This window comes from Polaribacter sp. HL-MS24 (genome assembly GCF_032758595.1).
Classification (GTDB): Bacteria; Bacteroidota; Bacteroidia; order Flavobacteriales; family Flavobacteriaceae; genus Polaribacter.
In genome coordinates, this window is the sequence record NZ_CP136415.1 from 564076 (window position 1) to 584749 (window position 20674).

29 protein-coding genes are annotated in these 20674 nt (G+C 31.9%); 6 read left to right on the plus strand and 23 right to left on the minus strand.

Annotation, left to right across the window (positions count from 1 at the left end):
* Window positions 1–4 precede the first annotated feature (4 nt).
* Window positions 5–1294, minus strand: coding sequence for a site-specific integrase (locus tag RRF69_RS02700; RefSeq protein WP_316940442.1), 1290 nt, complete (start codon window positions 1292–1294; stop codon window positions 5–7).
* Between the two features lie 336 nt (window positions 1295–1630).
* Here RRF69_RS02700 and RRF69_RS02705 point away from each other — a divergent pair, with 336 nt between their 5' ends.
* A complete protein-coding gene (locus RRF69_RS02705) occupies window positions 1631–1798 on the plus strand; it encodes a hypothetical protein (RefSeq protein ID WP_316940443.1) in 168 nt (55 codons plus the stop codon).
* Window positions 1799–1850: 52 nt separating this feature from the next.
* Here RRF69_RS02705 and RRF69_RS02710 read toward each other — a convergent pair whose 3' ends face one another.
* From RRF69_RS02710 to RRF69_RS02780, 15 genes are all read right to left on the minus strand, one after another.
* The gene (locus RRF69_RS02710; protein ID WP_316940444.1) at window positions 1851–2165 is read right to left on the minus strand and encodes a hypothetical protein; all 315 of its coding nucleotides are present in this window, start codon (window positions 2163–2165) and stop codon (window positions 1851–1853) included.
* Between the two features lie 182 nt (window positions 2166–2347).
* Complete coding sequence (locus tag RRF69_RS02715) at window positions 2348–3559, minus strand: P-loop NTPase fold protein (RefSeq protein ID WP_316940445.1); 1212 nt, start codon at window positions 3557–3559, stop codon at window positions 2348–2350.
* 16 nt (window positions 3560–3575) lie between these two features.
* Entirely contained in the window at window positions 3576–4157 is a 582-nt protein-coding gene (locus RRF69_RS02720) for a P-loop NTPase fold protein (protein ID WP_316940446.1), read from the minus strand.
* Window positions 4158–4208: 51 nt separating this feature from the next.
* Window positions 4209–4547, minus strand: coding sequence for a hypothetical protein (locus RRF69_RS02725; protein WP_316940447.1), 339 nt, complete (start codon window positions 4545–4547; stop codon window positions 4209–4211).
* Between the two features lie 81 nt (window positions 4548–4628).
* Window positions 4629–5276, minus strand: coding sequence for a hypothetical protein (locus tag RRF69_RS02730; RefSeq protein ID WP_316940448.1), 648 nt, complete (start codon window positions 5274–5276; stop codon window positions 4629–4631).
* Window positions 5277–5294: 18 nt separating this feature from the next.
* Entirely contained in the window at window positions 5295–6068 is a 774-nt protein-coding gene (locus tag RRF69_RS02735; protein WP_316940449.1) for a DUF481 domain-containing protein, read from the minus strand.
* 35 nt (window positions 6069–6103) lie between these two features.
* Window positions 6104–6556, minus strand: coding sequence for a hypothetical protein (locus RRF69_RS02740; protein ID WP_316940450.1), 453 nt, complete (start codon window positions 6554–6556; stop codon window positions 6104–6106).
* 122 nt (window positions 6557–6678) lie between these two features.
* Entirely contained in the window at window positions 6679–8058 is a 1380-nt protein-coding gene (locus tag RRF69_RS02745) for a DUF2779 domain-containing protein (protein WP_316940451.1), read from the minus strand.
* A 30-nt stretch (window positions 8059–8088) separates the two neighbouring features.
* Window positions 8089–8415 (minus strand): hypothetical protein, encoded by a 327-nt coding sequence (locus RRF69_RS02750; RefSeq protein ID WP_316940453.1) that lies wholly within the window; start codon window positions 8413–8415, stop codon window positions 8089–8091.
* Between the two features lie 12 nt (window positions 8416–8427).
* On the minus strand, window positions 8428–9183 hold the full coding sequence (locus RRF69_RS02755; protein WP_316940454.1) for an LEM-3-like GIY-YIG domain-containing protein: 756 nt from the start codon (window positions 9181–9183) through the stop codon (window positions 8428–8430).
* Window positions 9184–9185: 2 nt separating this feature from the next.
* A complete protein-coding gene (locus RRF69_RS02760) occupies window positions 9186–9584 on the minus strand; it encodes a zinc ribbon domain-containing protein (RefSeq protein ID WP_316940455.1) in 399 nt (132 codons plus the stop codon).
* An 11-nt stretch (window positions 9585–9595) separates the two neighbouring features.
* Window positions 9596–9955 carry a hypothetical protein gene (locus tag RRF69_RS02765; protein ID WP_316940456.1) on the minus strand — a complete coding sequence of 120 codons (360 nt, stop codon included), beginning with the start codon at window positions 9953–9955 and terminating at the stop codon, window positions 9596–9598.
* A gap of 16 nt (window positions 9956–9971) precedes the next feature.
* Window positions 9972–10145 carry a hypothetical protein gene (locus RRF69_RS02770; protein ID WP_316940457.1) on the minus strand — a complete coding sequence of 58 codons (174 nt, stop codon included), beginning with the start codon at window positions 10143–10145 and terminating at the stop codon, window positions 9972–9974.
* Between the two features lie 51 nt (window positions 10146–10196).
* Window positions 10197–10319 carry a hypothetical protein gene (locus RRF69_RS02775; RefSeq protein WP_316940458.1) on the minus strand — a complete coding sequence of 41 codons (123 nt, stop codon included), beginning with the start codon at window positions 10317–10319 and terminating at the stop codon, window positions 10197–10199.
* A 111-nt stretch (window positions 10320–10430) separates the two neighbouring features.
* Window positions 10431–10736, minus strand: a complete 306-nt coding sequence (locus RRF69_RS02780) for a hypothetical protein (RefSeq protein WP_316940459.1) — start codon at window positions 10734–10736, stop codon at window positions 10431–10433.
* A 245-nt stretch (window positions 10737–10981) separates the two neighbouring features.
* Here RRF69_RS02780 and RRF69_RS02785 point away from each other — a divergent pair, with 245 nt between their 5' ends.
* Window positions 10982–12235: a hypothetical protein gene (locus RRF69_RS02785; RefSeq protein ID WP_316940460.1), complete on the plus strand. Its 1254-nt coding sequence runs from the start codon at window positions 10982–10984 to the stop codon at window positions 12233–12235.
* 89 nt (window positions 12236–12324) lie between these two features.
* Here the strand turns inward: RRF69_RS02785 and RRF69_RS11735 are convergent, their stop codons facing one another.
* A complete protein-coding gene (locus RRF69_RS11735; RefSeq protein ID WP_410479464.1) occupies window positions 12325–12465 on the minus strand; it encodes a helix-turn-helix domain-containing protein in 141 nt (46 codons plus the stop codon).
* A gap of 125 nt (window positions 12466–12590) precedes the next feature.
* Between RRF69_RS11735 and RRF69_RS02790 the strand changes: the two genes are divergently transcribed.
* On the plus strand, window positions 12591–12761 hold the full coding sequence (locus RRF69_RS02790; RefSeq protein ID WP_316940461.1) for a hypothetical protein: 171 nt from the start codon (window positions 12591–12593) through the stop codon (window positions 12759–12761).
* Between the two features lie 104 nt (window positions 12762–12865).
* Here RRF69_RS02790 and RRF69_RS02795 read toward each other — a convergent pair whose 3' ends face one another.
* The 4 genes from RRF69_RS02795 to RRF69_RS02810 form a co-directional block, all read right to left on the minus strand.
* Window positions 12866–13732, minus strand: a complete 867-nt coding sequence (locus tag RRF69_RS02795; protein WP_316940462.1) for a pseudouridine synthase — start codon at window positions 13730–13732, stop codon at window positions 12866–12868.
* Window positions 13733–13770: 38 nt separating this feature from the next.
* Window positions 13771–14688 (minus strand): geranylgeranylglycerol-phosphate geranylgeranyltransferase, encoded by a 918-nt coding sequence (locus RRF69_RS02800; protein WP_316940463.1) that lies wholly within the window; start codon window positions 14686–14688, stop codon window positions 13771–13773.
* Window positions 14689–14698: 10 nt separating this feature from the next.
* On the minus strand, window positions 14699–15625 hold the full coding sequence (locus RRF69_RS02805) for a mevalonate kinase (protein WP_316940464.1): 927 nt from the start codon (window positions 15623–15625) through the stop codon (window positions 14699–14701).
* A gap of 151 nt (window positions 15626–15776) precedes the next feature.
* On the minus strand, window positions 15777–16856 hold the full coding sequence (locus RRF69_RS02810; protein WP_316941099.1) for a diphosphomevalonate decarboxylase: 1080 nt from the start codon (window positions 16854–16856) through the stop codon (window positions 15777–15779).
* Between the two features lie 75 nt (window positions 16857–16931).
* Between RRF69_RS02810 and RRF69_RS02815 the strand changes: the two genes are divergently transcribed.
* The 3 genes from RRF69_RS02815 (at window position 16932) to RRF69_RS02825 (ending at window position 18161) form a co-directional block, all read left to right on the plus strand.
* The gene (locus RRF69_RS02815) at window positions 16932–17537 is read left to right on the plus strand and encodes a thiamine diphosphokinase (protein WP_316940465.1); all 606 of its coding nucleotides are present in this window, start codon (window positions 16932–16934) and stop codon (window positions 17535–17537) included.
* A 12-nt stretch (window positions 17538–17549) separates the two neighbouring features.
* Window positions 17550–17783, plus strand: coding sequence for a hypothetical protein (locus RRF69_RS02820; protein ID WP_316940466.1), 234 nt, complete (start codon window positions 17550–17552; stop codon window positions 17781–17783).
* Window positions 17784–17984: 201 nt separating this feature from the next.
* Complete coding sequence (locus tag RRF69_RS02825) at window positions 17985–18161, plus strand: hypothetical protein (RefSeq protein WP_316940467.1); 177 nt, start codon at window positions 17985–17987, stop codon at window positions 18159–18161.
* An 83-nt stretch (window positions 18162–18244) separates the two neighbouring features.
* Here RRF69_RS02825 and RRF69_RS02830 read toward each other — a convergent pair whose 3' ends face one another.
* Together RRF69_RS02830 and RRF69_RS02835 are read right to left on the minus strand one after the other, a co-directional pair.
* The gene (locus RRF69_RS02830; protein ID WP_316940468.1) at window positions 18245–19156 is read right to left on the minus strand and encodes a dimethylarginine dimethylaminohydrolase family protein; all 912 of its coding nucleotides are present in this window, start codon (window positions 19154–19156) and stop codon (window positions 18245–18247) included.
* A 113-nt stretch (window positions 19157–19269) separates the two neighbouring features.
* Entirely contained in the window at window positions 19270–20556 is a 1287-nt protein-coding gene (locus RRF69_RS02835) for a citrate synthase (RefSeq protein ID WP_316940469.1), read from the minus strand.
* Window positions 20557–20674: the final 118 nt, after the last annotated feature.

Below are 20674 nucleotides of genomic sequence, written 5' to 3' on the forward strand. Positions count from 1 at the left end.
TAATTTACACATTAAAAAATCCCTGTCTCAGTATATGTCGGGTGCGCTCATCTGATGTGATTCTAATATACTTAAGAAATTCCTTTTCAGTTTTATGACCCGAAAAATGCATGATATCTTGAATTGACATTCCTTTTAAGTACATATTGGTGCAGAAACTTCTACGTGCAGTATGTGACTCCAACATTTCCCACTTTGGACGAATATAGGTTCTTTTTACTCCTCCCTTTGTATCATGACATAAAACATCTTCATTCATATCTAATCTTCTACCAATCAACTTGAGATACTTGTTTATCTTTTGGTCTGATAGTTTTGGAGGGGGTTGGTTATTATATCTGTGCATAATTTCTTTTAGTTCCTGTGTGATTGGACAGTTAACCTTAACACCACTTTTCTTTTGAAGAATTTCAAAAAAATGGACCCCATCCTTTTCTACAATATCAATACCAGATAATCTATTGTAGTCACTAATTCGTTGTCCAGTATAACAACCCACTAAGAAAATATCTCTTGCCAACTCCATAGTCTTGTCATTTGAAAGATCTAAATCCTTCATCTTACATATTTCATTCTCACTTAAATAAATCTTTGTTGGCTCCTCCGTTGGAATTGAAAACAACCTGAAATCTACATCTCCAATTAAACCTCTCCTCTTCCCCTCCAACACAATTGTTTTTATTGATTTGAAATGTTTTGAAATGGTGTTTAATTTAAACCCTTGTTCAACCTCCAAAAACCTCTTAAAGTCGTTTAAAATAGGTCTTGTGAAAGATGTGAAATCAATTGATGTTGTGGAATCTGAAAACAATTTAAGTTTCTTTAAGGACTGTTTATATAGTAGTAAAGTAACATTTTCAATACTACCCCTCTTCTCCTCGATGAACTCATCTGCAAAAACAAAAAAATCATCTTGAATTACTTTTACTTCTGATTCAATATTTCGATTTGTCAACCTATCGAGAATAGATCTTAAAACTTCATTGTTAACTTCTTTTCCCTCCAATACTAATTCCGAATGATCATGAATGAGTTCATTCTGTAACTTGTCAAGGTATCTATTAACTGTTGCTGAATTAATTATAAGATTTCGATTTCTTCTAACTCTTTGTCTTTCAAAATCCCAATCTGCATAACCTACTGATATTCCAATTGAATATCTTAATCTTTGTCGTTTACCATAAGAAAACCATAATGAAATTGGACTTTCTTTTCTACTTTGTCTTAATGACTCTTTGGATTCCTTCAAATTGTACCTTACAGTTCCTAATTGTGGTTTAATTATTTTCTTCATACAGCTAATATACAGCGCATAAAGGGTGTGCTCAAAGGTGTGCGCACTTTAGTTATTTGTAGTTTATTTCTCTTTATTTCATTTTACATCATTATAATAAAAATGATGTTATAACATTGATTTTTAATGATTTAGGTGTTTTTAAGATTAAATGAAATAAAGTAAATTCTTCCTGGAGGTACCACAAAATTATCCCGTAACTCATTATAAACAATGATTTACGGGTTTTTTGGTTTTTAGGGTTGCTCCAAAGGTTGCTCGGGAGGAATAAAAAAATAATTATAAACTGATTATATTAGTAACCTAAAGTTAAGTTACTAGTTACCTAAGTGAAGAATGAAACAACGAATAAAACAGTGTACCATTTGTAAAGTAGACTTTTCTACCATGTACCGAGTACAATATAAAAACCCAAAAGAATGGGTGTTTGTTTGTAAAGAATGTCTAAAAGACGTTAAAAAAGACAATCCTAACTATACCTATGGAGGTACTTGGAAACGATGATCTAACTTCCTTCAATTTAAAAGTAAGATAGATAAGTTTACCTTTATAGAGTTTAAGTGATTGAATTAAGTAAAACACTTTTTTCTGTGAATTTTTCGCCTTCAAAAATATATTCTTTTGTTACATTTGATCCAGCCAAGCTAAAACCCAAACTCTCATACACATGCAAAGTTCTAGCATCAATTTCAAAGAAATAGATACTTATTTTAAAACTTAACTCTATGAGTTTACAGGCTCCTCCAACTCTTGGAATTCTTCTTGGTTTTTCACGTTTCCGCCTATTTGGTTTGAAATCCCAATGAAATAATCCTAAAGTTGTAATCTCTTTTATTGTGTCAAATTCATAATGTAGTAGCCATTTTTTCATTAATAGTGTTATAAATACAGGGAGTTCAATTTCTGGATTGGTTACACTATTGATTTTAAAAGCTCATAAATCATAACCATTGCTAAAGTATCGAGTTCGCAATATTTCAACAATCCTTTTGTAATTGTATTTCTTTCATAATTTTGTTTTTTAATTCAATTTTTTAGAGGCGCTATTTATACTTAACTCGTTATTTGTTGTACTATATATTCCATCAATTGACTGTAATTCTCTTTTAATTCTGAATACGCATTGTATTCAATAATTAAATCTTTATCCTTTGATATATACATGTTTTCACTTTCTTGTAAATTATACGTTGATTTTATATTTTCAAATAAAGATGAAACCTTTCCAGTGTTTTTCTTTACCCATATTTTCATTCCAAGTGCTTTCTTAGAAGGATTTGAGGAATATATAAGTATTTTTTTACCTCTTCCTAAAAGTGTCTCATCATTAAAAGATGACCCAGTTTTCGCAAATGATATTCTGTATTTAGTATTGTTTTTTTCAACATCACTTAGCGGAGACCACAAGGCAGCATAATTTTTAACGGCTTGATCCGTAAATCCTTCTTCAGTAAGTTGTAAAAGCTTCGTTTGTACACCATCAAAAATAGTTTTGTTGCCTACTTTTTGTACCGCTTGTTTTGTTTCAACATCATCGTCAACGCTGGTAATAGATGCAAATGTCATAGCTGTTTCTAATTCATCTTCTAGTGTGTCTTTATATTTGTTTCGCAACAAATTAAGTAATTCTAAAACTGAGAATGCACGTGCTCTTAGATATGAATCACTTTGACAAGCTCCCCAGGTTACCTGTTCCCACTCCTCATCAATAAGGTCAGATTCTCCAAACTTTTTTATTTTTTCTTGAACTTCATCCCATTCCACACCAAATTTATTTCCAAAGCCTTTGTTCCATTCTGGAAAATTAGGCTTCTGAGAAAGCAATCTAAAAATCTTAGGATATGAAATTTGAATTCCTAAAACAGCAAACAACATAAAGTCATCTCCTTTGAGTTGCTCTTCATCTACTTCAATTTCTTTTAAGTGGTTGATTAAACTAAAAGCATTTAAATACCGCTTTAAACTCCTAGGATTGTATCCAATACTATATTTAATAGCTTTTACATACAATTCTTTTTCCTCCTCTAGAATATCTGTTCCGAGATCTTTTAGTTTTTCAACTAAAAAATTTTCAATATCATAAGTGCCAATTGGCATCGAAAATGGAACCTGAATAATTTTATCAAAAAACGAACGAAACTCTCGTTCATTTTCATCTGTTTTAGGGCCAAATTTACTTTCCAATCCTTTGACTACAATATCATAATCAATAGCTAGGATAAACACACAATTTGGAATGTCAAAAATATTTTTAAGGGCTTCCAAAACCTCCACAGCATCACTAAGGTGGAATACGATCTAAATCATCTACAAAAAAGACAACTTTTTCTATTTTATTTTTAGGATCTTCTATTAAATCTGTTATTAAACCTGCAATTAATGCTTTAATTTCTGCAACTTCTGCTGAAGCCTTTTGGTTGCTCCCTCCAACAGCTGCAGCACCTTTTACATCCATTCCTGTTTGTTTTGCCACAATCTGATTTGCCAAACCTCCTAAAAAACGTGCTGCAGTTTTAAACCTCTCTTCTGTATCATCTTTCAATGTCCAAATTTCTCTACTCTTGCACGATTCTTTCAATTTTTCTAACATCCCCCTCAATACACCCGGAGTGGTTTCATTTGCATTACGAAATAAACTATACTCCCAAGTATTTACCCAAGAGCAGGCAATGTTTTTCTCATTAAAATCTTCAAGAAGAAGTGACATTAGAGACGTTTTTCCCGTCCCCCATTCTCCTTGAAGTCCAACAGTAATTGGCGTATCACTTCTAATAATAAAATTTGAAAGTGCTAAACTATACTTTTCAACCTTTAAAAGGTCTTGATTTAACTTGGTAATTGGTTTATCTGTAATTGAGCTCATATATGAATGTTGATTAGTTGAATAAAATTATTTTAAATTTATTTTTCTTTATTATATATTAAAATTAGATTTTACTTTTGTAATTAAGTTGTTAATTAAAGTCATCACTAAGTATCCTATAATAACTGAAGTAAGCCACTCAATTGTTGATAAAGTGGATTCTTCCACAACAACCTTATTCGACCATAACCCCCAAAGATTCATCATCCCCTTTTCTTCAAAAAATGTCATAACAAGTTGAACTGATAAAATTCCAAATACCCAACCAACTCCAAAATTAAACACCTCATATACTAAAAACAGGATTGCTTCTTTAAACATAATATATAGTTTAAAATGAATCTTATAATTCTTGTCCGCTTTAATCAATTTTTTAACTACATTCTTCATTTTTTTTATTTTATATCCTAATAATAATAATGCTTTTATCTACTCTAAAAAGTTTGTGCTCTCTCTTCTCATTTTTTTTAACTAAAATAGTTTTTTAAAGAACCCTTTGTTATTGTAAGTTTTTATTTGCTCTTCATACTTAGCATTCAATTCAGTATATTTATTTGCCAATATTGTGTTTTTAGAACTTCTAAGTTCCAAAATCATTAAATATTGTTTTGCTAATTCTCTAATTTCTTTATTGTCCAGGTCTACTAATGATTTACTATCAGATATATTACTAATTACACCTCCAATTACACCGCCTAAATAAGGCACAAACTTTAAAGCACCTCCAATACCAGTTTTAGCAATTTTAGAAGCAATATTTCCTGTTACATCTAATGCTCCATCTAATTTTTTCATGAAATTTGATTCATCTGCTATTAATTTTGGAAATTCTAATACTTTTGTTTTAATATTATTTTCAGAACAACGATCTACCCATTTTGTAGTGCGCATTATAAGTTCTGCGTCTTCAATAGAATAACCATCTGGATTCATTTCTACTGGTTTTTCAGTTTTTTTAATCCCATTTTCATGGTCAGAAATCATTCCTTCCAATAGCATCTCAGCTTCAATTTCATCTATACCTAGACTACTAGCTTTCTTTAATATGAGTTCTCTTTCTTTATCTGATATTTTACCATCTTTTAAAGCAAGTGTAATTAGTTTTTTTAGTTTCTTCATTGTTTTAGGTTTTAGGTTTTATGATTGTAAATTAAATTCTATTCCAACATTCAAGCTATTATCTGTTCTAAAAATATCTATGTATGGGGTGGAGTGAAAACGATATGTCCAATCTAAAAATATATTAATTTTATTTAATGTATAATATATTCTAGGTTCCAGAAATAGGCGATAGTCCTTTGTATTAGAAGCATTAATTTGATAGTAAAGTGATAAATTAATAAATAATTTTTCTGAAAATTTATGCTTTAAAAAGATACTTAAACTATATCTCCAGTTGTAAACTTGATTTTGTGTACTTAAATTACTGTCATACAATTCGTCTTCAAAAAATAAACCAGCAGAGAGATCCCAAAAGTTATCTTCTTTTTGAATCATTCTTTGGCGGTAACCTCCTCCCGATGTATAGCGATGATTCATACGAAGTGACTTAATGTTTTGAGTTTGTAGAAATGCGAAAAATGAATTTTTATTGATTCTATAATTATATCTAATTTGACCCGTATAATCAGAAGATATTTCTGTTCCACTTTCTTTTATATAATCATAATTTAAAAGCAATCGGAAGAGATGTTTATCTACTGACTTTGACAACTGCTGTGCTGTACTAAATTGTATTAAGTCGATATTACCAAAATTAAGATCCCCCTGAAAACTCATAGCATAGGAGAGTTTACCTTGATCATCTAACATCATATTTTCTGTATTAATGATGGTTTGAGCTAAAGCAAATGGACCAAATAATAGAAGTAATAAAAAAAAATTACAAATTTTTGTTTTCCTTTGTTTCATGAAATATTAAATAGTTACTGTAATCAAAAAATAATTTATATCAACGTTTTTAAATGTTCGTATATCATCACCATTGCGAGGGTATCTAATTCACAGTATTTAAATAACGATTTTTTAATACTATCTCGCTCTTTCTTAGACATGTCAACAAATTGGAGTTTTGAATATGCTGTAAGCGCTGCACCACCATCTGATATAGTGTCTAATCCAGAGATGAAATGTTTTAACTCTTCTTTACTAAATTGATTAAAAATGGGTGGTAATAATTTATAAGGATTGATTACTTTTTGATCTTTAATTTGAATCCATAAATGCTGGTCATCAAAATTTATGCTTGTAAGATTTATCTCAGAAATTGGTTTGGAGTATTTGTTTTTTAAAAAATTACAGGAATTTAAAATAGCCGGTAACACTGCCTTGATGGAATTTGAACCTTTAGTAAGTGGGTTGTAATAATAATCAAGAATAATTAATCTTAGGTCCACCATTGGTCTTTCAGGTATCCAATGATCTGTGTCTTTTAATCGTGGGATAGTGATGGTTTTTATAAAACGTATAAGTTCACCTTTTTCAGAGTAATCACTAAAATTTAATTGATCCTTTATCGCATTTAAGATACTGTTTTCATGTGTTGCAAATCGAAAAATAGTACCTGGTCATTATCTAATGATTTTTTAAGTGCTGCAACAAATTTGAAATTTGGAAATTCACCAGGATTCGCATTAATATATTCAGAAACATGTTCTATAGTTCCATCCGCATGGCACATATGATGTGAGAACTGAAAAGCGACCTGTTCGTAAGGGTGTCTCCCTTTGTTGAAAGGTAAGGCTACGGCGCTTGTTTCAAAATCTATAAAATGTAATGGAAACACCCATTTATCCATTTCTTTTTTTAATCCTTCACGCTCAACAAAAGGCTCAGGGTTTATTTCTAGTCTTTTTTGTACTTGAACCCAGCGACGTTCTCTAGAACTCATTGCATCAGGCTCGTCAATAACCTTAAAGTCCTCCTTTTTTAATTCGTTTAAAAACAATCGATTTTCTTCTAATAGTTTTTGGCCTCGAAAATTCCATATTTCAAAAACATTTGGTCGAATAAAATCTGTTTCTGTCCAGTTATGTTGCTTTGAAAAACAAAACTCAAAACCGGATTTAAATCCTGCTTTTTTTGAATCTGAATCAATTTTAAATTCACAAGATTTACATCTGCTGTAATTGGTTGGCCAATTCAAGTAGGAATGATTTTGATAGCTATTCCTAAGAAGTGGTACTGCCTTAGAAAAACATAAATCATCTGAATATTGATGCTCGTCAGCAATGATTGCATTTACAATTTCTGTAACATTTACCTCTGAAAGGACCGATGTTTTTTGTACTTCTTCTGCCGAAATTTTAACTTCAACATCTTTACGAATATCGCCATTATCTGGTAAGCGAAACATTTGATTCAAGCCATCAATGGTTGCAACCTTAGATTTATCAGCCATTAAAAAAAAGGCTTCGAAATGGAACTTTGGAATACATTTTTTTGCCACAAAAGTCTGAAATGCAATATCAAATAAGTAGGGCTTCCAACTGCTTCGAATATCGCCACGTGTGCCAATAAAAGTGCCAGTCTGGGTTGAATCATAAGACTTAGCTTTAACTTCAATTAGGCGTACATGGTTGCCTTTTTTAACCAAAATATCTGTCATCACAAAGAGTCCGTCATACAAAAAAGCAGCCTCATAAATAACAACTTCATCTTGGTTTAATAATTCGAGAGTTTGTTTGTAAGCTTTCTCATAGGCTCCATAAGGAGCATCAACAAAATGCCCACTTGGATATGACAAACGTGCAAGGGCCTCGACCTGAAACCCACCTTCTGCCAAGGTGGCTAAAAACGTATTGTTGTCTTCTTTATTTTTAAAGGATTTATCTCCACTAAAGTAAAGTTTATTAGGGCAAGAAAGCCCTGTTTTAAAACGTGATTTTGATAAAACTTTCATAATACTCCAACTTGTGATCAATAAATTATTTTATTTTAACCTCTTAATTCTCTCTCTACAACGCTTTATATCTTCTCGATAATCTTTACATTTTTCGCGGCACTTAGAGATTTTATCTCTTTCTCTTTGAAGATCTCTCGAGTAATGATCCCAATCTCTCTTTTTTTGAGCACGTATACTATGTTTTTGAGCTGTGGAGTTAGCGGTTTTTAGACGTCGAGAATAAGTTTCAGCATCTCGGCTTTTTCGTATTCTAATCTTCGCCATATTCTCTCTACAATCTGCAATGCTTGATTTCTGGCGATCTATATCTCTTTTATAGCCTTCAATTTGACGTTTAATACTTTCTTTACTCATATCATACGGTTTTTAAAGATTATAAATTATTGGATTGGATGCACCCCTCTTTTTTTTATGTGCTACTGATTTATTAATATAAAGATTTCTAACTTTTTTTAATGCAACCTGTCCATCAAATCCGAAACCTATGTAGGTTTGCCCTGATTTTTTTGATCCTGGATTATATTGTCTTTCTATGGCGTACCATTTATTTACCTCAAAAACTTCAACAATCAAGCCTTTATACTCACTCAATACATATTTTATTTGACCAGCTCTAGGGTCTTTCATGCGCCAACACTCTTTCGTTGCTATATAAATCTTATCAGTTCCTGAGGCATTTTTATAAGACCCATTAATATTAATTATAATTGTTGTGCTAGGGATTGAATTTAGTGGTAAGGCATTATACTTACGTTTCACTTCTTCAGATGACATCAATCCATTTTCGATTGAATTCATACCCCCTTGGATATTTCCACTAACAAAGTCGTTAAAAGTAGGTATAAACTTAAAAGTATCAATTAAAGCAGCTTCAATTTGAAAGGCTGTTTTTTCATTAAGTCCATGGCGAACAATAACATGCCCAACGGATTTGTGTTTTTTTAAAATGGATTGGATATGATCTAACTTTGCTGTTCCTATTTTTCCATCTTTTGCATCTATCAAATGATTAAAAACACGGTTACCAATCCCTTTTCCAACATAAAATGGTGCTTTTGTTTCGGGATTAATAAGAAGATAGACGTAACTTTTTAATTCTTTTTTTGTTTTTTCGTCAAACATTATTATCTATTGTCTCTAATTATTTTTTCAATTTTTTTCGCATCAGAGATTGAAAAATTCTCTGCTCTAATACCTCTAGAACCTTTGCTTGAAATGATTACCGTTGAACTTATTAACCGACGATCAACCTTAACATAAGAAATATCTGAAAAAGACAGAAAAGATCGGTCAACTCCAATAAGGTATTTATTTCTTTTCAAAAAAGTTACTCCATCTTGATTTATATTTAACCGGTCTGGAGTAAAAACATTCCCACCCAAAATAAGTTTTGAAGAAAATTCATAAGAGAATGTTTTTTTAGATTGAGTGTAATTATTACCGTTAACTGATTTGTTGCCACAACTTGGGCAAAAATTTTCATTTCCTGTTAATGTATATCCACACGATGCACAAAACCCCATATAACAAATTATTATAGACGTGAGGCGTTACCTAGGGTTAAATCATTATCAACAAGTGACTTTGCAGACTTGTCTTTGATTTGAACCTTTACACCATAAGTGTTTTCAAACAAATCCTCTACATCACCAACCTTCATACTGCCTTTAATTTTAACATCCTCCTTTGAAGTCGTTTCAACCTTTTTAGTTGTTTTTTTGTTAAGAGCTGCAAGTGTCAAATCACCCTCAGCAATCATATTTCCTTTATAAAAAACCAAAGAAAGATTAAATGATGATTTAAAATCTTTAGATATTGTTTTTAATTTTTTGTTAGGCGCAATTGAAAATTCCGCATTATTAAAATGATCTTTTATTGAATTGAATATTCCCATGATTTATTATTTAATTTTAATTCCAAATATCTTTTTTACAGCCTGCTGCTTCTTTTTCTCTGTTTAAAACCGTTAGGGTTTTTGAATCACCTGAACTTTTAGTGTAGTAACGTTTTCCATCAGATTCCGTGAAACATATTTGAAGATAAAGACCAAAGAGTTCATCAAATTCTCTTTCAATTGTTTTCACATTTTTACGACCTGTGAATGACATTTTACCTGAACCTGTTTTTTCTCTTACCTACGAAAGTGTTTTTTCGATATCTAATCCATAAATAGTCTCTCCTTTTTCTGCTTTTGCGGCCATATTTGAAGAAAGTAACTTAATTCTTTTAAAAGGGAAATGTTCATTGAACTGTTTCATTAGTGTTTCTAATTTTTTGAAACCTGTTGTTGTTACTTCCCTTTCCATAGCATTTTACTAAAAAAAACCAACAGAAATAAATTTTATGTTGGTTAATAGGTTACAATTATCTTATAATTTCCCTGCTTGTGTAAGCGTCATGCTGTTTTCTGCTAACTTTGTGTCGTCAGCATTAGATATTTGAGCTTTAATCCCAAATGTTTCCTTAAAGTAACGTTCCACATTTTCAACACGACTTCGAGCGCCAAGCTCTAACTCTCCGCCTGCACTGTCTGTTTTGGATAGTTCGCTGATTTTTGTTTTGTCTTCAGCAAATTTATTTCCTTTGTAAATACGAATATTACAGTTAAACTGTTCTGTGAATTGTCTCTTAATACTTTGTACTGAACTTGATTTTGTCACTCTAATTGTTGCCATCTAAATTTAATTATTAATTGTTCCTACTCTTTGGTTTTTCAGATTACACCTGTATTTAATTGATTTATGTGAATTAGTAAGTTTTTCTAATGTTCTCATTGTTTATTATATCTGTACTACTAGTAAAAACTAACAATAAAATTTATAATGGAAATTGAATGATTTTAAAACTACTATAAAATATTTTTTTTTAAAATTATTGTTACTTGTTTAATATGATAGTACAAGTTTAGTACTTTTACTAAATGGAGTTAAACTTAAAAAAAATTACAGAAAAGAAAATTGGTTTTAATATCACAAACCTTAACGATAGCAAAAGATTGAGTGAAATAATGCTAATCACCCATGACCTAAGTCTAAACTACAATACAATAAGACGTTTTTTTGGAGTTGTTAAAAGTGTTAAAGCAAGCAATTACACTTTAGATACTTTAGCAATATTTAATGGATACAAAAGCTATAATGACTTTTTAATAAAATTTGGATTACAATTTCAATGGAAATCAGAACTTCTAGTAATTGAGTTAATACATGAAAAAAGAAACAAAGAACTTTTAAAATTAATCAATGAAGAAATTCATTTAAGAAATGAATTTTATATAATATTTATTCAAATTATTAGGGAACTAATACTAATTAAAAATTACAAGTTATTAGTTAAAATTTTTAAACTTAAACAAACACAACAAATACATTTCTCCTTTGATTCTCTTATACTCATTGGAATGTCTATTGGAAAGTTATTAAAAAAAATAAATTTAGAGAATACTGAATCTCATAAACTATTACTCTTAAAAAACTTTCAAGATTTAGTTATTACAATAAATGTAGATTATAGTAATTTAAACACTTATTATGAAAAGGTTATTAGTTTGATTTATAAAAATAGTAAAAGAAAGCATCTTTTAGAATTCTGTAAAGGAGTATTAAATGTAAACATCTATCTGCAAAATAAGATAGATCAGCAATTTCACACATTGACATATGATGATAATTTTCACCCTATCTTAAAAAGTAGAATCTACTCACAACATATTTTAAAAAACAAAATAGACATAATAAATACATTAGAAAATTACTTTATTTTAAATAAAAGAGAAGAGGAACTACCCATAGAATATTTTTTCGAAATTATATTTTCTTCAATTCTTACAAAAAATTTTAAAGTGATGGATTGGATTATAAAAAAAGTTAATTCTCACAGGAATTATAACCAATTTTTCAAGTTTGAACATTATCAAAATTTCATATTTATGAAACTTTTATTTCTTAGAAAAAATAACGACTCCTTGAGTATCGATAACATATTAGAATATTTCACTTTTAATGATTTTAATAGGTCATATAGAGGGGTTATTGATCAATATATTTATATTTTTAAACACCATACTAATAATTTTAATAAAGAAAATAATTACTTAGATCTTTACTTAATAAATTCTAAAAGAATGAACCTTCCCCTTTTCACAGAAAAGTATCTTCTAACTTATTTTGATTAGGGTTCTGACACATCTACAAAAAAAGAAATAATCAAATTCAAAACAACTCACGCAAGCAGCCGTGAGTTACTATACACATCCTCTTTTCTTTACAACACCCTACCTCCTATTTTTAGTGGATTTAAGAATCCCTCCCTTCTCCAGTTATTCAATGTTTGAACAGTTACGTTTAACACCTTAGAAACTTCATTTCGGGTTAAATATTCGGTGTCCTCACCTGAAATAGACAACCTGTATATTGGGTTTCTAATAGCAAGAATACAGGTTGCTCGATAGGTTGCTCTGGAAATGTAGAAAGAGAAATCTAAAATGGGTATATTACACCCTGAAAGTGAGGTTACAAGAGAATTAAGTAATGACGAAACAACGAATAAAACAGTGTACCATTTGTAAAGTAGACTTTTCTACCATGTACCGAGTACAATATAAAAACCCAAAAGAATGGGTGTTTGTTTGTAAAGAATGTCTAAAAGACGTTAAAAAAGACAATCCTAACTATACCTATGGAGGTACTTGGAAGAAATAAGAGCAACGAGCTAGTCTTTTTATAAATAGGCTATTACTAAAGACCAATTCATAAAAAAACCCAAACAAGTAGGTTTGGGTTGTATTTGATTAAGTATTTTAGTTTTATTGTAACATTTGCAACTTACTGACCTCCAGGCTAGTCAGTTCTCTCCATCTTCCTCTTGGTAAATTTTTCTTAGTCAATTCAGCAAAAACCACACGATCTAACTTGGACACTTTATACCCAACGTGTTCAAATATTTTACGGACGATTCTATTTCTACCGGAGTGAATTTCGATTCCAATTTCATTTTTTGGCTCACCATCTACATAAGAAACAGCATCAATAAATACTTTTTTTCCTTCAATAATAACTTCACCTCTTAATTTCTCTAAATCCTTTAAGGCCAATTTATTGTCTAAGGTCGCATGATACAATTTACGAACATTGTGTTTTGGATGTGTTAACTTCTTAGCCATTTCTCCGTCATTGGTAAATAACAACAATCCTGTTGTGTTTCTATCCAAACGACCGACAGGATAGATTCTCTCTTTGGAAGCATTCGCAACCAAATCCATCACTGTTTTTCTACCACGTTCATCGTCCATGGTGGTAATATAGTTTTTTGGCTTATTTAAAAGCACATATTTTTTTTGTTCTGGAGTTATCGAAGTTCCATCAAAACGAACCACGTCGTCAGGTTGAACTTTATAGCCCATTTCGGTCACCAACTGCCCGTTTACTTCAACACTACCGTGTTCAATATACGTATCTGCCTCTCTTCGAGAACATACGCCCGAGTTTGCAATGTATTTGTTTAAACGAATTCCTGCAGATTCATCTGTTTTATGAACAGAATGAATTTTCTTAAATTCTTTCTTTGGAGTGGTTCTGCTCAATGGAGCACTTTTCTTTGTACTTTTTCTACTTAGAGGAGTACTTTTCTTTCCCTCTTGTCGTCCTCGCGACGAGTTTCTATTTGTATTCATTTATAAAAATTTTTGCAAAGATACTCAAATTGAAGATCTTAATTCATTCTCTCAATTACTTTTTCAATAATTAAAGAAGGATCAATAAAAACCAAACAAATAACTCCAATGAGGAGAAGTAGCTTTAAAAGGTTGTGCAAAATTCTGAAATGATTCTTATGGGTTGACTTCCACAAATAAACTCCTAGAAACAGAAACGAAATCAGTACAAAATAAAAATAATATTGCATAAAACCAATCGCTGGATGAGGAACTAAAAAACCAATAGGAATGATCGTTGCGGTCATTAAAAACAAAGAAACTTGTTTGGTTTTTCGCTCACCATACGCCACTGGAAAGGTGGTGAAATTATTAGCAATTGCTCCCTTCATATTCTCTAAATCTTTAATGAGCTCTCGAAGGACAATCACAATAAACAAAAAAATTGCTTGCATAAAAATGACTGAAGAGAAATTCTTAAAGTAGATGAAGATGGCAAAAAAAGGTAAAATAGTCAATATTGCTGCCGAAAAGAGACCTGTAAATGGCATTTTTTTGAGTTTGTGAGAGTAGAACCAGATTCCAAAAATATAAACTGCAAAAAACAAAGCTGCCTTTAAAGAAATAAAAGCTCCTAAGACAAACCCAACCCCGTTTAAAAAAAAATACAATTTTAAAATCGTTTCTTGTTTGATATAATTATCCAAATTTGATTTTATTGGCCGATTGATTCGGTCTACTTTTTGGTCATAAAAATTATTGATGATATACCCTGCAGCTACAACGCAAACAGTGGCAAGAATGAGGTACAAAAGATGCAAATCAAAAAGAATGAGACCTAGGGATTTATTTGGAGAGAACACAAAAATAGCAGCTAAATATTGAGCAGCAATAAGTGTCAAAATATTGTATCCTCGAACAACAGACAGAAGGCTTAAGAATTTATAGAGTATTCGTCTGAAGGTAAAAGGAAGCATGCAAGGTTTTTTAGAATCGATACACTAATTCCAGCTTATAGTTTTCTAAGCTTTTTAGCGCTTTTTCATAATCTTCTGTAAAGCCCAAAATATAACCACCACCACCAGATCCACAGAGCTTTAGATAGTAATCGTTTGTAAGAAGTCCGTCTTCCCATACTTTATGAAAAGCAGTAGGAATCATAGGCTTAAAATTCTTTAAAACCAGCTTCGAAAGCAATTTAACATTGCCAAACAGCGAATGCACATTTCCTTGAAGAAAATCTTCAATACAGGCATCTGTCGTGGTAGCAAACTCCTCACTTATCATTTTTCTAAAGCCTTCATTTTTCATCTTGTTCATAAAGATGTTGACCATTGGTGCTGTTTCTCCGATTTGTTCTGAGTCTAATAAAAACACAGCGCCTTTTCCTTGCTTTTGAGAAGGAATCCCAGCGGGTTCAATGTTTGTTTTTGAATTGATCAAAATAGGCAAACTCAAATACGAATTCAAGGGATCTAGTCCTGAACTTTTTCCATGGAAGAAGGATTCCATCAAAGAAAAAATCTCTTTAAGTTGCAATAGTTTGTCTCTCGTAAGGTTTTCTAAAACGGTAATTTTATTTACAGCATATTGATCATAAATTGAGGCTACCAATGCCCCTGAACTCCCAACACCATAACCTTGAGGAATGGAAGAATCAAAATACATCCCTGCATCGATGTCCGATTTTAATGCTTCTAAATTGAACTGCACCAAGTCTGTTTGAAAATCAGCTAAATATGCGTATAATTTTTGTAAATTTTGATTTGATTTTTTTGCGACATCCGTCAAAACATCTGCTGTTTTTAAAGCACCTCTGTATGCGTTAAAGGGAATTGCCAATCCTTTGGAATCTTTGATAATTCCATACTCTCCAAAGAGTAAGATTTTAGCATAAAATAAGGGTCCTTTCATGTTTTTTTTTACAAAAATACAACTAATTAGTAAAACGAGATTTTAATTTTAGTATTGACGTATATCATTCCTAAAAATCTACGCAACCTGTCCGTTTTCTGAGAACATTTGCATCAGCAAGAAAACAATGCAAAAATACAATTTCTTACAATTATAATTGAGTTGCACCCAATCCTACACGATCACAAATATATTGCTTTTTTTCACAATACGAAGACAAAACACTCTCTATAAAAGAGTTAACACTTTTTTCTTCACGTTCTGGGTATAACAAATGTACATTCGCTCCAGCATCCAGCGTAAAACAAAGCTGACTATCCTGTTCTTCTCTGTATTTCCACACTTTCTGGATGACTTCCAAGGTATTGGGTTTCATCAGAATAAAATAGGGTATGCTCGTCATCATCATGGCATGTAGAGTTAAGGCTTCACTTTCAACCAAATTGATAAAGGCGTTCACATCACCATTCTGTAAAATTTGAGACATTTTTGACAAATTTTCATTGGCTTGTTGAAATCGATTTTCTGCATAGGCATGATCAATCATTAGATGATGACCCAAACTACTCGAAACTTGCTTTTCCCCCTTATCTACTAACAAAATGGCATCTTTATAATTCGCAAAATTAGAGTGCACTTGATATGGAAATGGAACTCCATACAAATCAGAACTTCCTTCAATGTCAGGATGTGCGCCCCAAACCACCAATGGACCTCCAATACTTCTACTGGCACTTCCAGAACCTAATCGTGCTAAAAAAGAGGCTTTTTTATTGATAAAGGCTTGTGAAATCTCAGGGTGTAATGCTTGTTCTAAGCTCATTAAACACATAGCTATCGCACTTAATCCACTTGCCGAAGACGCAATCCCACTGCTATGTGGAAAAGAGTTTTCTGAATGAATATGCATCTCGTAATCAAAAATATAAGGACAATATTGCTCAATTCTTTTAAAGAATTCGGCAATTTTAGGCTTGAATTCTGCTTTCTTTTTTCCTTCAAAAAACAACTCAAAATCAACCCCTGAGGAAGAATCTTTCAAAGAAAAATCGATGGTAGTTATGGTATGGCAATTATTTAGCGTAAAACTGATCGAAGCATTTTTGGGAATTTGCGGATCGCTTTTCCCCCAATATTTCACAAGCGCAATATTACTGGGTGTCTTCCAAGTAAAGCTAGCGTTGGGGATCATTTTTAATGGAGAGGTCGAAATAAATTCTGAAGTATTCAAAAGTGTCATATTTGCATCAAAGATAAAACTATTTCTACTAAATCTTTTACTTGAATTTTAGGTATTTTTACCCCCATGAAAAGCCAACATGTTTTTTTAGTACTGAATGGTGAAAAACCGACAAAGTTACCAGACCTATCGGTCTATGACATTGTTTGTGCAACTGATGGAGCCTATGACTTTCTCAACGAAAAAAACATCTCTCCTCACTTTGTTAGTGGTGATTTTGACTCAATAAAAACTCTCCCTTCCGATATTGAAAATATACAGACACCCAATCAGGAGCTGACGGATTTTGACAAAATATTGCAAATTCTTTATGATCGTAAAGGAACAATAATTGATGTTTACGGTGCAAGTGGAAAAGAGCAAGATCATTTTTTGGGAAACCTTCATACTGCACTGCAATGGAAAGACCGTCTTACTATTACTTTTTATGATGATTTTGGACGCTATTTTTTTTGTGAGAAATCGGTTATAGTGACAAACTGCCATCAGAAAACAATCTCGCTTCTTCCATTTCCGATAGCTACTGAAATCAATACACAAGGATTGCAATACCCTTTACATAAAGAAGATTTAACTTTTGGCACAAAAATTGGAACTCGAAATTTTGCTACAGAAAAAGAGGTGAAAATTGAATTTGAATCTGGAGAATTACTTATTTTTATCAATCATTAAAAGCAAGCTATTTTGAGTAGAAGAATAAAATTATTATGGGATTTTAGAGGAGAGGATGCTACTGAAACTGCAAAACACCACACCATTCACTTGAAAGAATTTGCCGAATTAGAAAACCTTTCATATTATGAAATAGGAGTCCACCAAAAAAACCCAATGCTTTGTACTGCTTATATCACCATCGCAGAAGTGGATATGAAAACCTATAGAGATGCTTTACGTCCACACCGAGGAGAACTGGGCTAAATACGCTGCCACATCTGCTTACAATCATTTGATCAATAAAAATAAACTCAATTTTATTGTTTTTTCTACTATTATGAAAATAAATATGTAAATTGCGAATATTACACTTTCTATAAATCACATTATTTAGTTCCTCACCCTACTGTTTCCTATTATTTTAGGCACCTAGACACCTGTGAATTTAATTTTAAAAAAAACAAAATGACAAACAAGAAAGAAGACAAAAGTACCTGGGCAATTGGAGGAGGAATACTCATTGGGGTTGGAGTAGGATTCTTTTACCTACAGACCTCACCATTGGCATTTGTTGGATCCATCCTTATCGGACTTGGAATTGGTTTAATGACAACTGCCATACTCTCTGGTAGAAAATCTTAAGAAATTCTCACTGTAGCATAGCAACATAACACTGCGGTTCTGTCAAAAGCCTTTTGAAAATATTTACTTATTGATTGCTGCAATCAATCTCGAATCAAAGGTAGTGTAGAACACCGAAGCAATCCCTCTTGTTTGGCAATTTCTGCATACGGTACTTCTTCAACAGTAAATCCATTTTCACGCAACCATGCGTTTAATCTTGTGAAATTGATTTCAGAAATAACTACATCTTCTGAAATTGAAAATACATTACTATTCATGTTGTACATTTCTTCCTTGGTAATTTCAAAAATATTCTCTTTTCCGAAAAAATCGACCAACCACTGATATTCAGTATCGTTCAAGAAACCATTTTTATGAAGAATTGCTTTTCCTTGCCCCAAAGGTTGAAAGCAACAATCTAAGTGCAGTGCATTTTCTTTTGGATTGTCATTGTCTTTACGAAGCTCAAAAGATTTTACAATTTTATCCGGAAACAATTCTTGAATCGCAATCACTGCATCGATATTTGTTCTTGCTGTAATATAGGAAGCATAATCGGTACCCGAATAAGTTCCTATAAAAATATAATCTCCCCAAGGCATCACATCTCCACCTTCTACATGACACTCTTCAGAAAGTTCGATAATGTTTTCTGGAGCAATCTGATTGAGTACCTGCGACATGGCTTTATATTCTTTTTCTCGGTCGGGTAAAATATTGGCTTTAATGATTTTATCTTCAATACAAAAGGCAATATCTCTACAAAAAATTTGATTGTAATTTTCTACAACCTCGGGTCTATAGACCGTAACATCATATTTTTTAAAAATTGCTGCAACTGCTTCCATTTCAACAATCATATCCTCTTCTTTCGGATAGGTCCCTGCTAACACATGCTGCTTACTTTTTGGATCGTAACAATCTGCTGCTCTTGGAACAGGTCCATTGCTCTTGGCGGTTCCTAAAAGAACAGCTCTCAATCGAGAAACTTCATCTTGAATATTAATTTTCATAGGGTGCTATGTATTGTTTTGACTATCTAAATATAATTATAAAGATGCGCATAAAAAAAAGACTGCCTAAAAACTGTTTTTAGAGAGTCTCTTTTTAAATAATTTGATTCGATCTATCGTTGTTCTAGGGGAACAAATTCTCTTAAATTCTCTCCAGTATATATTTGACGTGGACGACCGATAGGCTCTTTGTTCTCTCTCATTTCTTTCCACTGTGCAATCCAACCCGGCAATCGACCTAAAGCAAACATAACAGTAAACATCTCAACAGGAATTCCCATTGCTCTATAGATAATCCCTGAATAAAAATCTACATTTGGATATAATTTTCTATCAACAAAATATGGATCATTTAACGCTTCCTGTTCAAGTCCTCTTGCAATGTCTAAAATTGGATCTTCAATTCCCAAGTCTTTCAATACTTCATCGGCAGCTACTTTTATAATTGTAGCTCTAGGATCGAAATTTTTATATACTCTGTGTCCAAATCCCATCAAACGAAATGGATCGTTTTTATCTTTAGCTTTTGCCATGTATTTCTTGGTATCTCCTCCATCTTCTCTAATGGCCTCTAACATTTCAAGAACTGCTTGATTAGCACCTCCATGCAATGGCCCCCAAAGAGCAGAAATCCCTGCTGATAAAGAAGCAAACAACCCTGCATGAGAAGATCCAACAATTCGCACTGTAGAAGTAGAACAGTTTTGTTCGTGATCGGCGTGTAAAATTAATAATTTATCTAGAGCATCTTTAATTACAGGATTTGCAACGTATTCTTCATTGGGCTGTTCAAACATCATTTTCATGATATTTTCTACATATCCTAAAGACTTCGATCCATAATTTAAAGGCAAGCCTTGTTTTTTACGCAATGCCCAAGCAACTAAAACAGGGAATTTACCCATTATTTTTACAATCGCATTGTACATTTCCTCTTTAGAATCTACATTTACAGAACTTGGATTAAAAGCAACCAAGGCACTTGTTAATGAGGACAACACACCCATTGGGTGCGCATTCTTTGGAAACGCATCCATGATTTTCTTTACATCTTCATCAACAATAGATTGAGATTGAATGTCTGTATGAAATTGTTTTATTTCTTGTTTCGTTGGAAGGTCTCCAAAAATAAGGGCATATGCAACTTCTAAAAAGTCAGCTTTTTTAGCCAAATCTTCAATAGCATATCCTCTATACCGAAGAATTCCTTTTTCTCCATCTAAAAAAGTAATGGAGCTTGTGCAAGAACCTGAATTTTTGTATCCTGGATCAATTGTAATTACACCATTAGTGACACCTCTTAATGTTTTTATATCTATAGCAACTTCATTTTCCGAACCTTTTACAAGTGGAAACTCATATGAATTCTCTCCTATTTGCAACTTAGCGATATCTGGCATCTTCGTATTTGTTTTAAATTTTTAAACTTAGGCGAAGATACCAATTTTTATAGGATTTTTAAAATTGAAAACAATGGAATTTTTGATTTTATAAAAGATTTAACTTCTATTTTTTTTA

Bases quoted from the DNA above. Each gene is read 5' to 3' on its own strand.
- RRF69_RS02800 (WP_316940463.1), bottom strand. From the start codon at position 14,688: ATGCTTCCTTTTACCTTCAGACGAATACTCTATAAATTCTTAAGCCTT.
- RRF69_RS02725 (WP_316940447.1), bottom strand. From the start codon at position 4,547: ATGAAGAATGTAGTTAAAAAATTGATTAAAGCGGACAAGAATTATAAG.
- RRF69_RS02760 (WP_316940455.1), bottom strand. From the start codon at position 9,584: ATGGGGTTTTGTGCATCGTGTGGATATACATTAACAGGAAATGAAAAT.
- RRF69_RS02755 (WP_316940454.1), bottom strand. From the start codon at position 9,183: ATGTTTGACGAAAAAACAAAAAAAGAATTAAAAAGTTACGTCTATCTT.
- RRF69_RS02830 (WP_316940468.1), bottom strand. From the start codon at position 19,156: ATGAAAATTAATATTCAAGATGAAGTTTCTCGATTGAGAGCTGTTCTT.
- RRF69_RS02785 (WP_316940460.1), top strand. From the start codon at position 10,982: ATGGAGTTAAACTTAAAAAAAATTACAGAAAAGAAAATTGGTTTTAAT.
- RRF69_RS02795 (WP_316940462.1), bottom strand. From the start codon at position 13,732: ATGAATACAAATAGAAACTCGTCGCGAGGACGACAAGAGGGAAAGAAA.
- RRF69_RS02805 (WP_316940464.1), bottom strand. From the start codon at position 15,625: ATGAAAGGACCCTTATTTTATGCTAAAATCTTACTCTTTGGAGAGTAT.
- RRF69_RS02735 (WP_316940449.1), bottom strand. From the start codon at position 6,068: ATGAAACAAAGGAAAACAAAAATTTGTAATTTTTTTTTATTACTTCTA.
- RRF69_RS02740 (WP_316940450.1), bottom strand. From the start codon at position 6,556: ATGGTGGACCTAAGATTAATTATTCTTGATTATTATTACAACCCACTT.
- RRF69_RS02790 (WP_316940461.1), top strand. From the start codon at position 12,591: ATGACGAAACAACGAATAAAACAGTGTACCATTTGTAAAGTAGACTTT.
- RRF69_RS02765 (WP_316940456.1), bottom strand. From the start codon at position 9,955: ATGGGAATATTCAATTCAATAAAAGATCATTTTAATAATGCGGAATTT.
- RRF69_RS02750 (WP_316940453.1), bottom strand. From the start codon at position 8,415: ATGAGTAAAGAAAGTATTAAACGTCAAATTGAAGGCTATAAAAGAGAT.
- RRF69_RS02705 (WP_316940443.1), top strand. From the start codon at position 1,631: ATGAAACAACGAATAAAACAGTGTACCATTTGTAAAGTAGACTTTTCT.
- RRF69_RS02700 (WP_316940442.1), bottom strand. From the start codon at position 1,294: ATGAAGAAAATAATTAAACCACAATTAGGAACTGTAAGGTACAATTTG.
- RRF69_RS02730 (WP_316940448.1), bottom strand. From the start codon at position 5,276: ATGAAGAAACTAAAAAAACTAATTACACTTGCTTTAAAAGATGGTAAA.
- RRF69_RS02780 (WP_316940459.1), bottom strand. From the start codon at position 10,736: ATGGCAACAATTAGAGTGACAAAATCAAGTTCAGTACAAAGTATTAAG.
- RRF69_RS02710 (WP_316940444.1), bottom strand. From the start codon at position 2,165: ATGAAAAAATGGCTACTACATTATGAATTTGACACAATAAAAGAGATT.
- RRF69_RS02825 (WP_316940467.1), top strand. From the start codon at position 17,985: ATGACAAACAAGAAAGAAGACAAAAGTACCTGGGCAATTGGAGGAGGA.
- RRF69_RS02815 (WP_316940465.1), top strand. From the start codon at position 16,932: ATGAAAAGCCAACATGTTTTTTTAGTACTGAATGGTGAAAAACCGACA.
- RRF69_RS02720 (WP_316940446.1), bottom strand. From the start codon at position 4,157: ATGAGCTCAATTACAGATAAACCAATTACCAAGTTAAATCAAGACCTT.
- RRF69_RS02835 (WP_316940469.1), bottom strand. From the start codon at position 20,556: ATGCCAGATATCGCTAAGTTGCAAATAGGAGAGAATTCATATGAGTTT.
- RRF69_RS02775 (WP_316940458.1), bottom strand. From the start codon at position 10,319: ATGAAACAGTTCAATGAACATTTCCCTTTTAAAAGAATTAAGTTACTT.
- RRF69_RS02745 (WP_316940451.1), bottom strand. From the start codon at position 8,058: ATGAAAGTTTTATCAAAATCACGTTTTAAAACAGGGCTTTCTTGCCCT.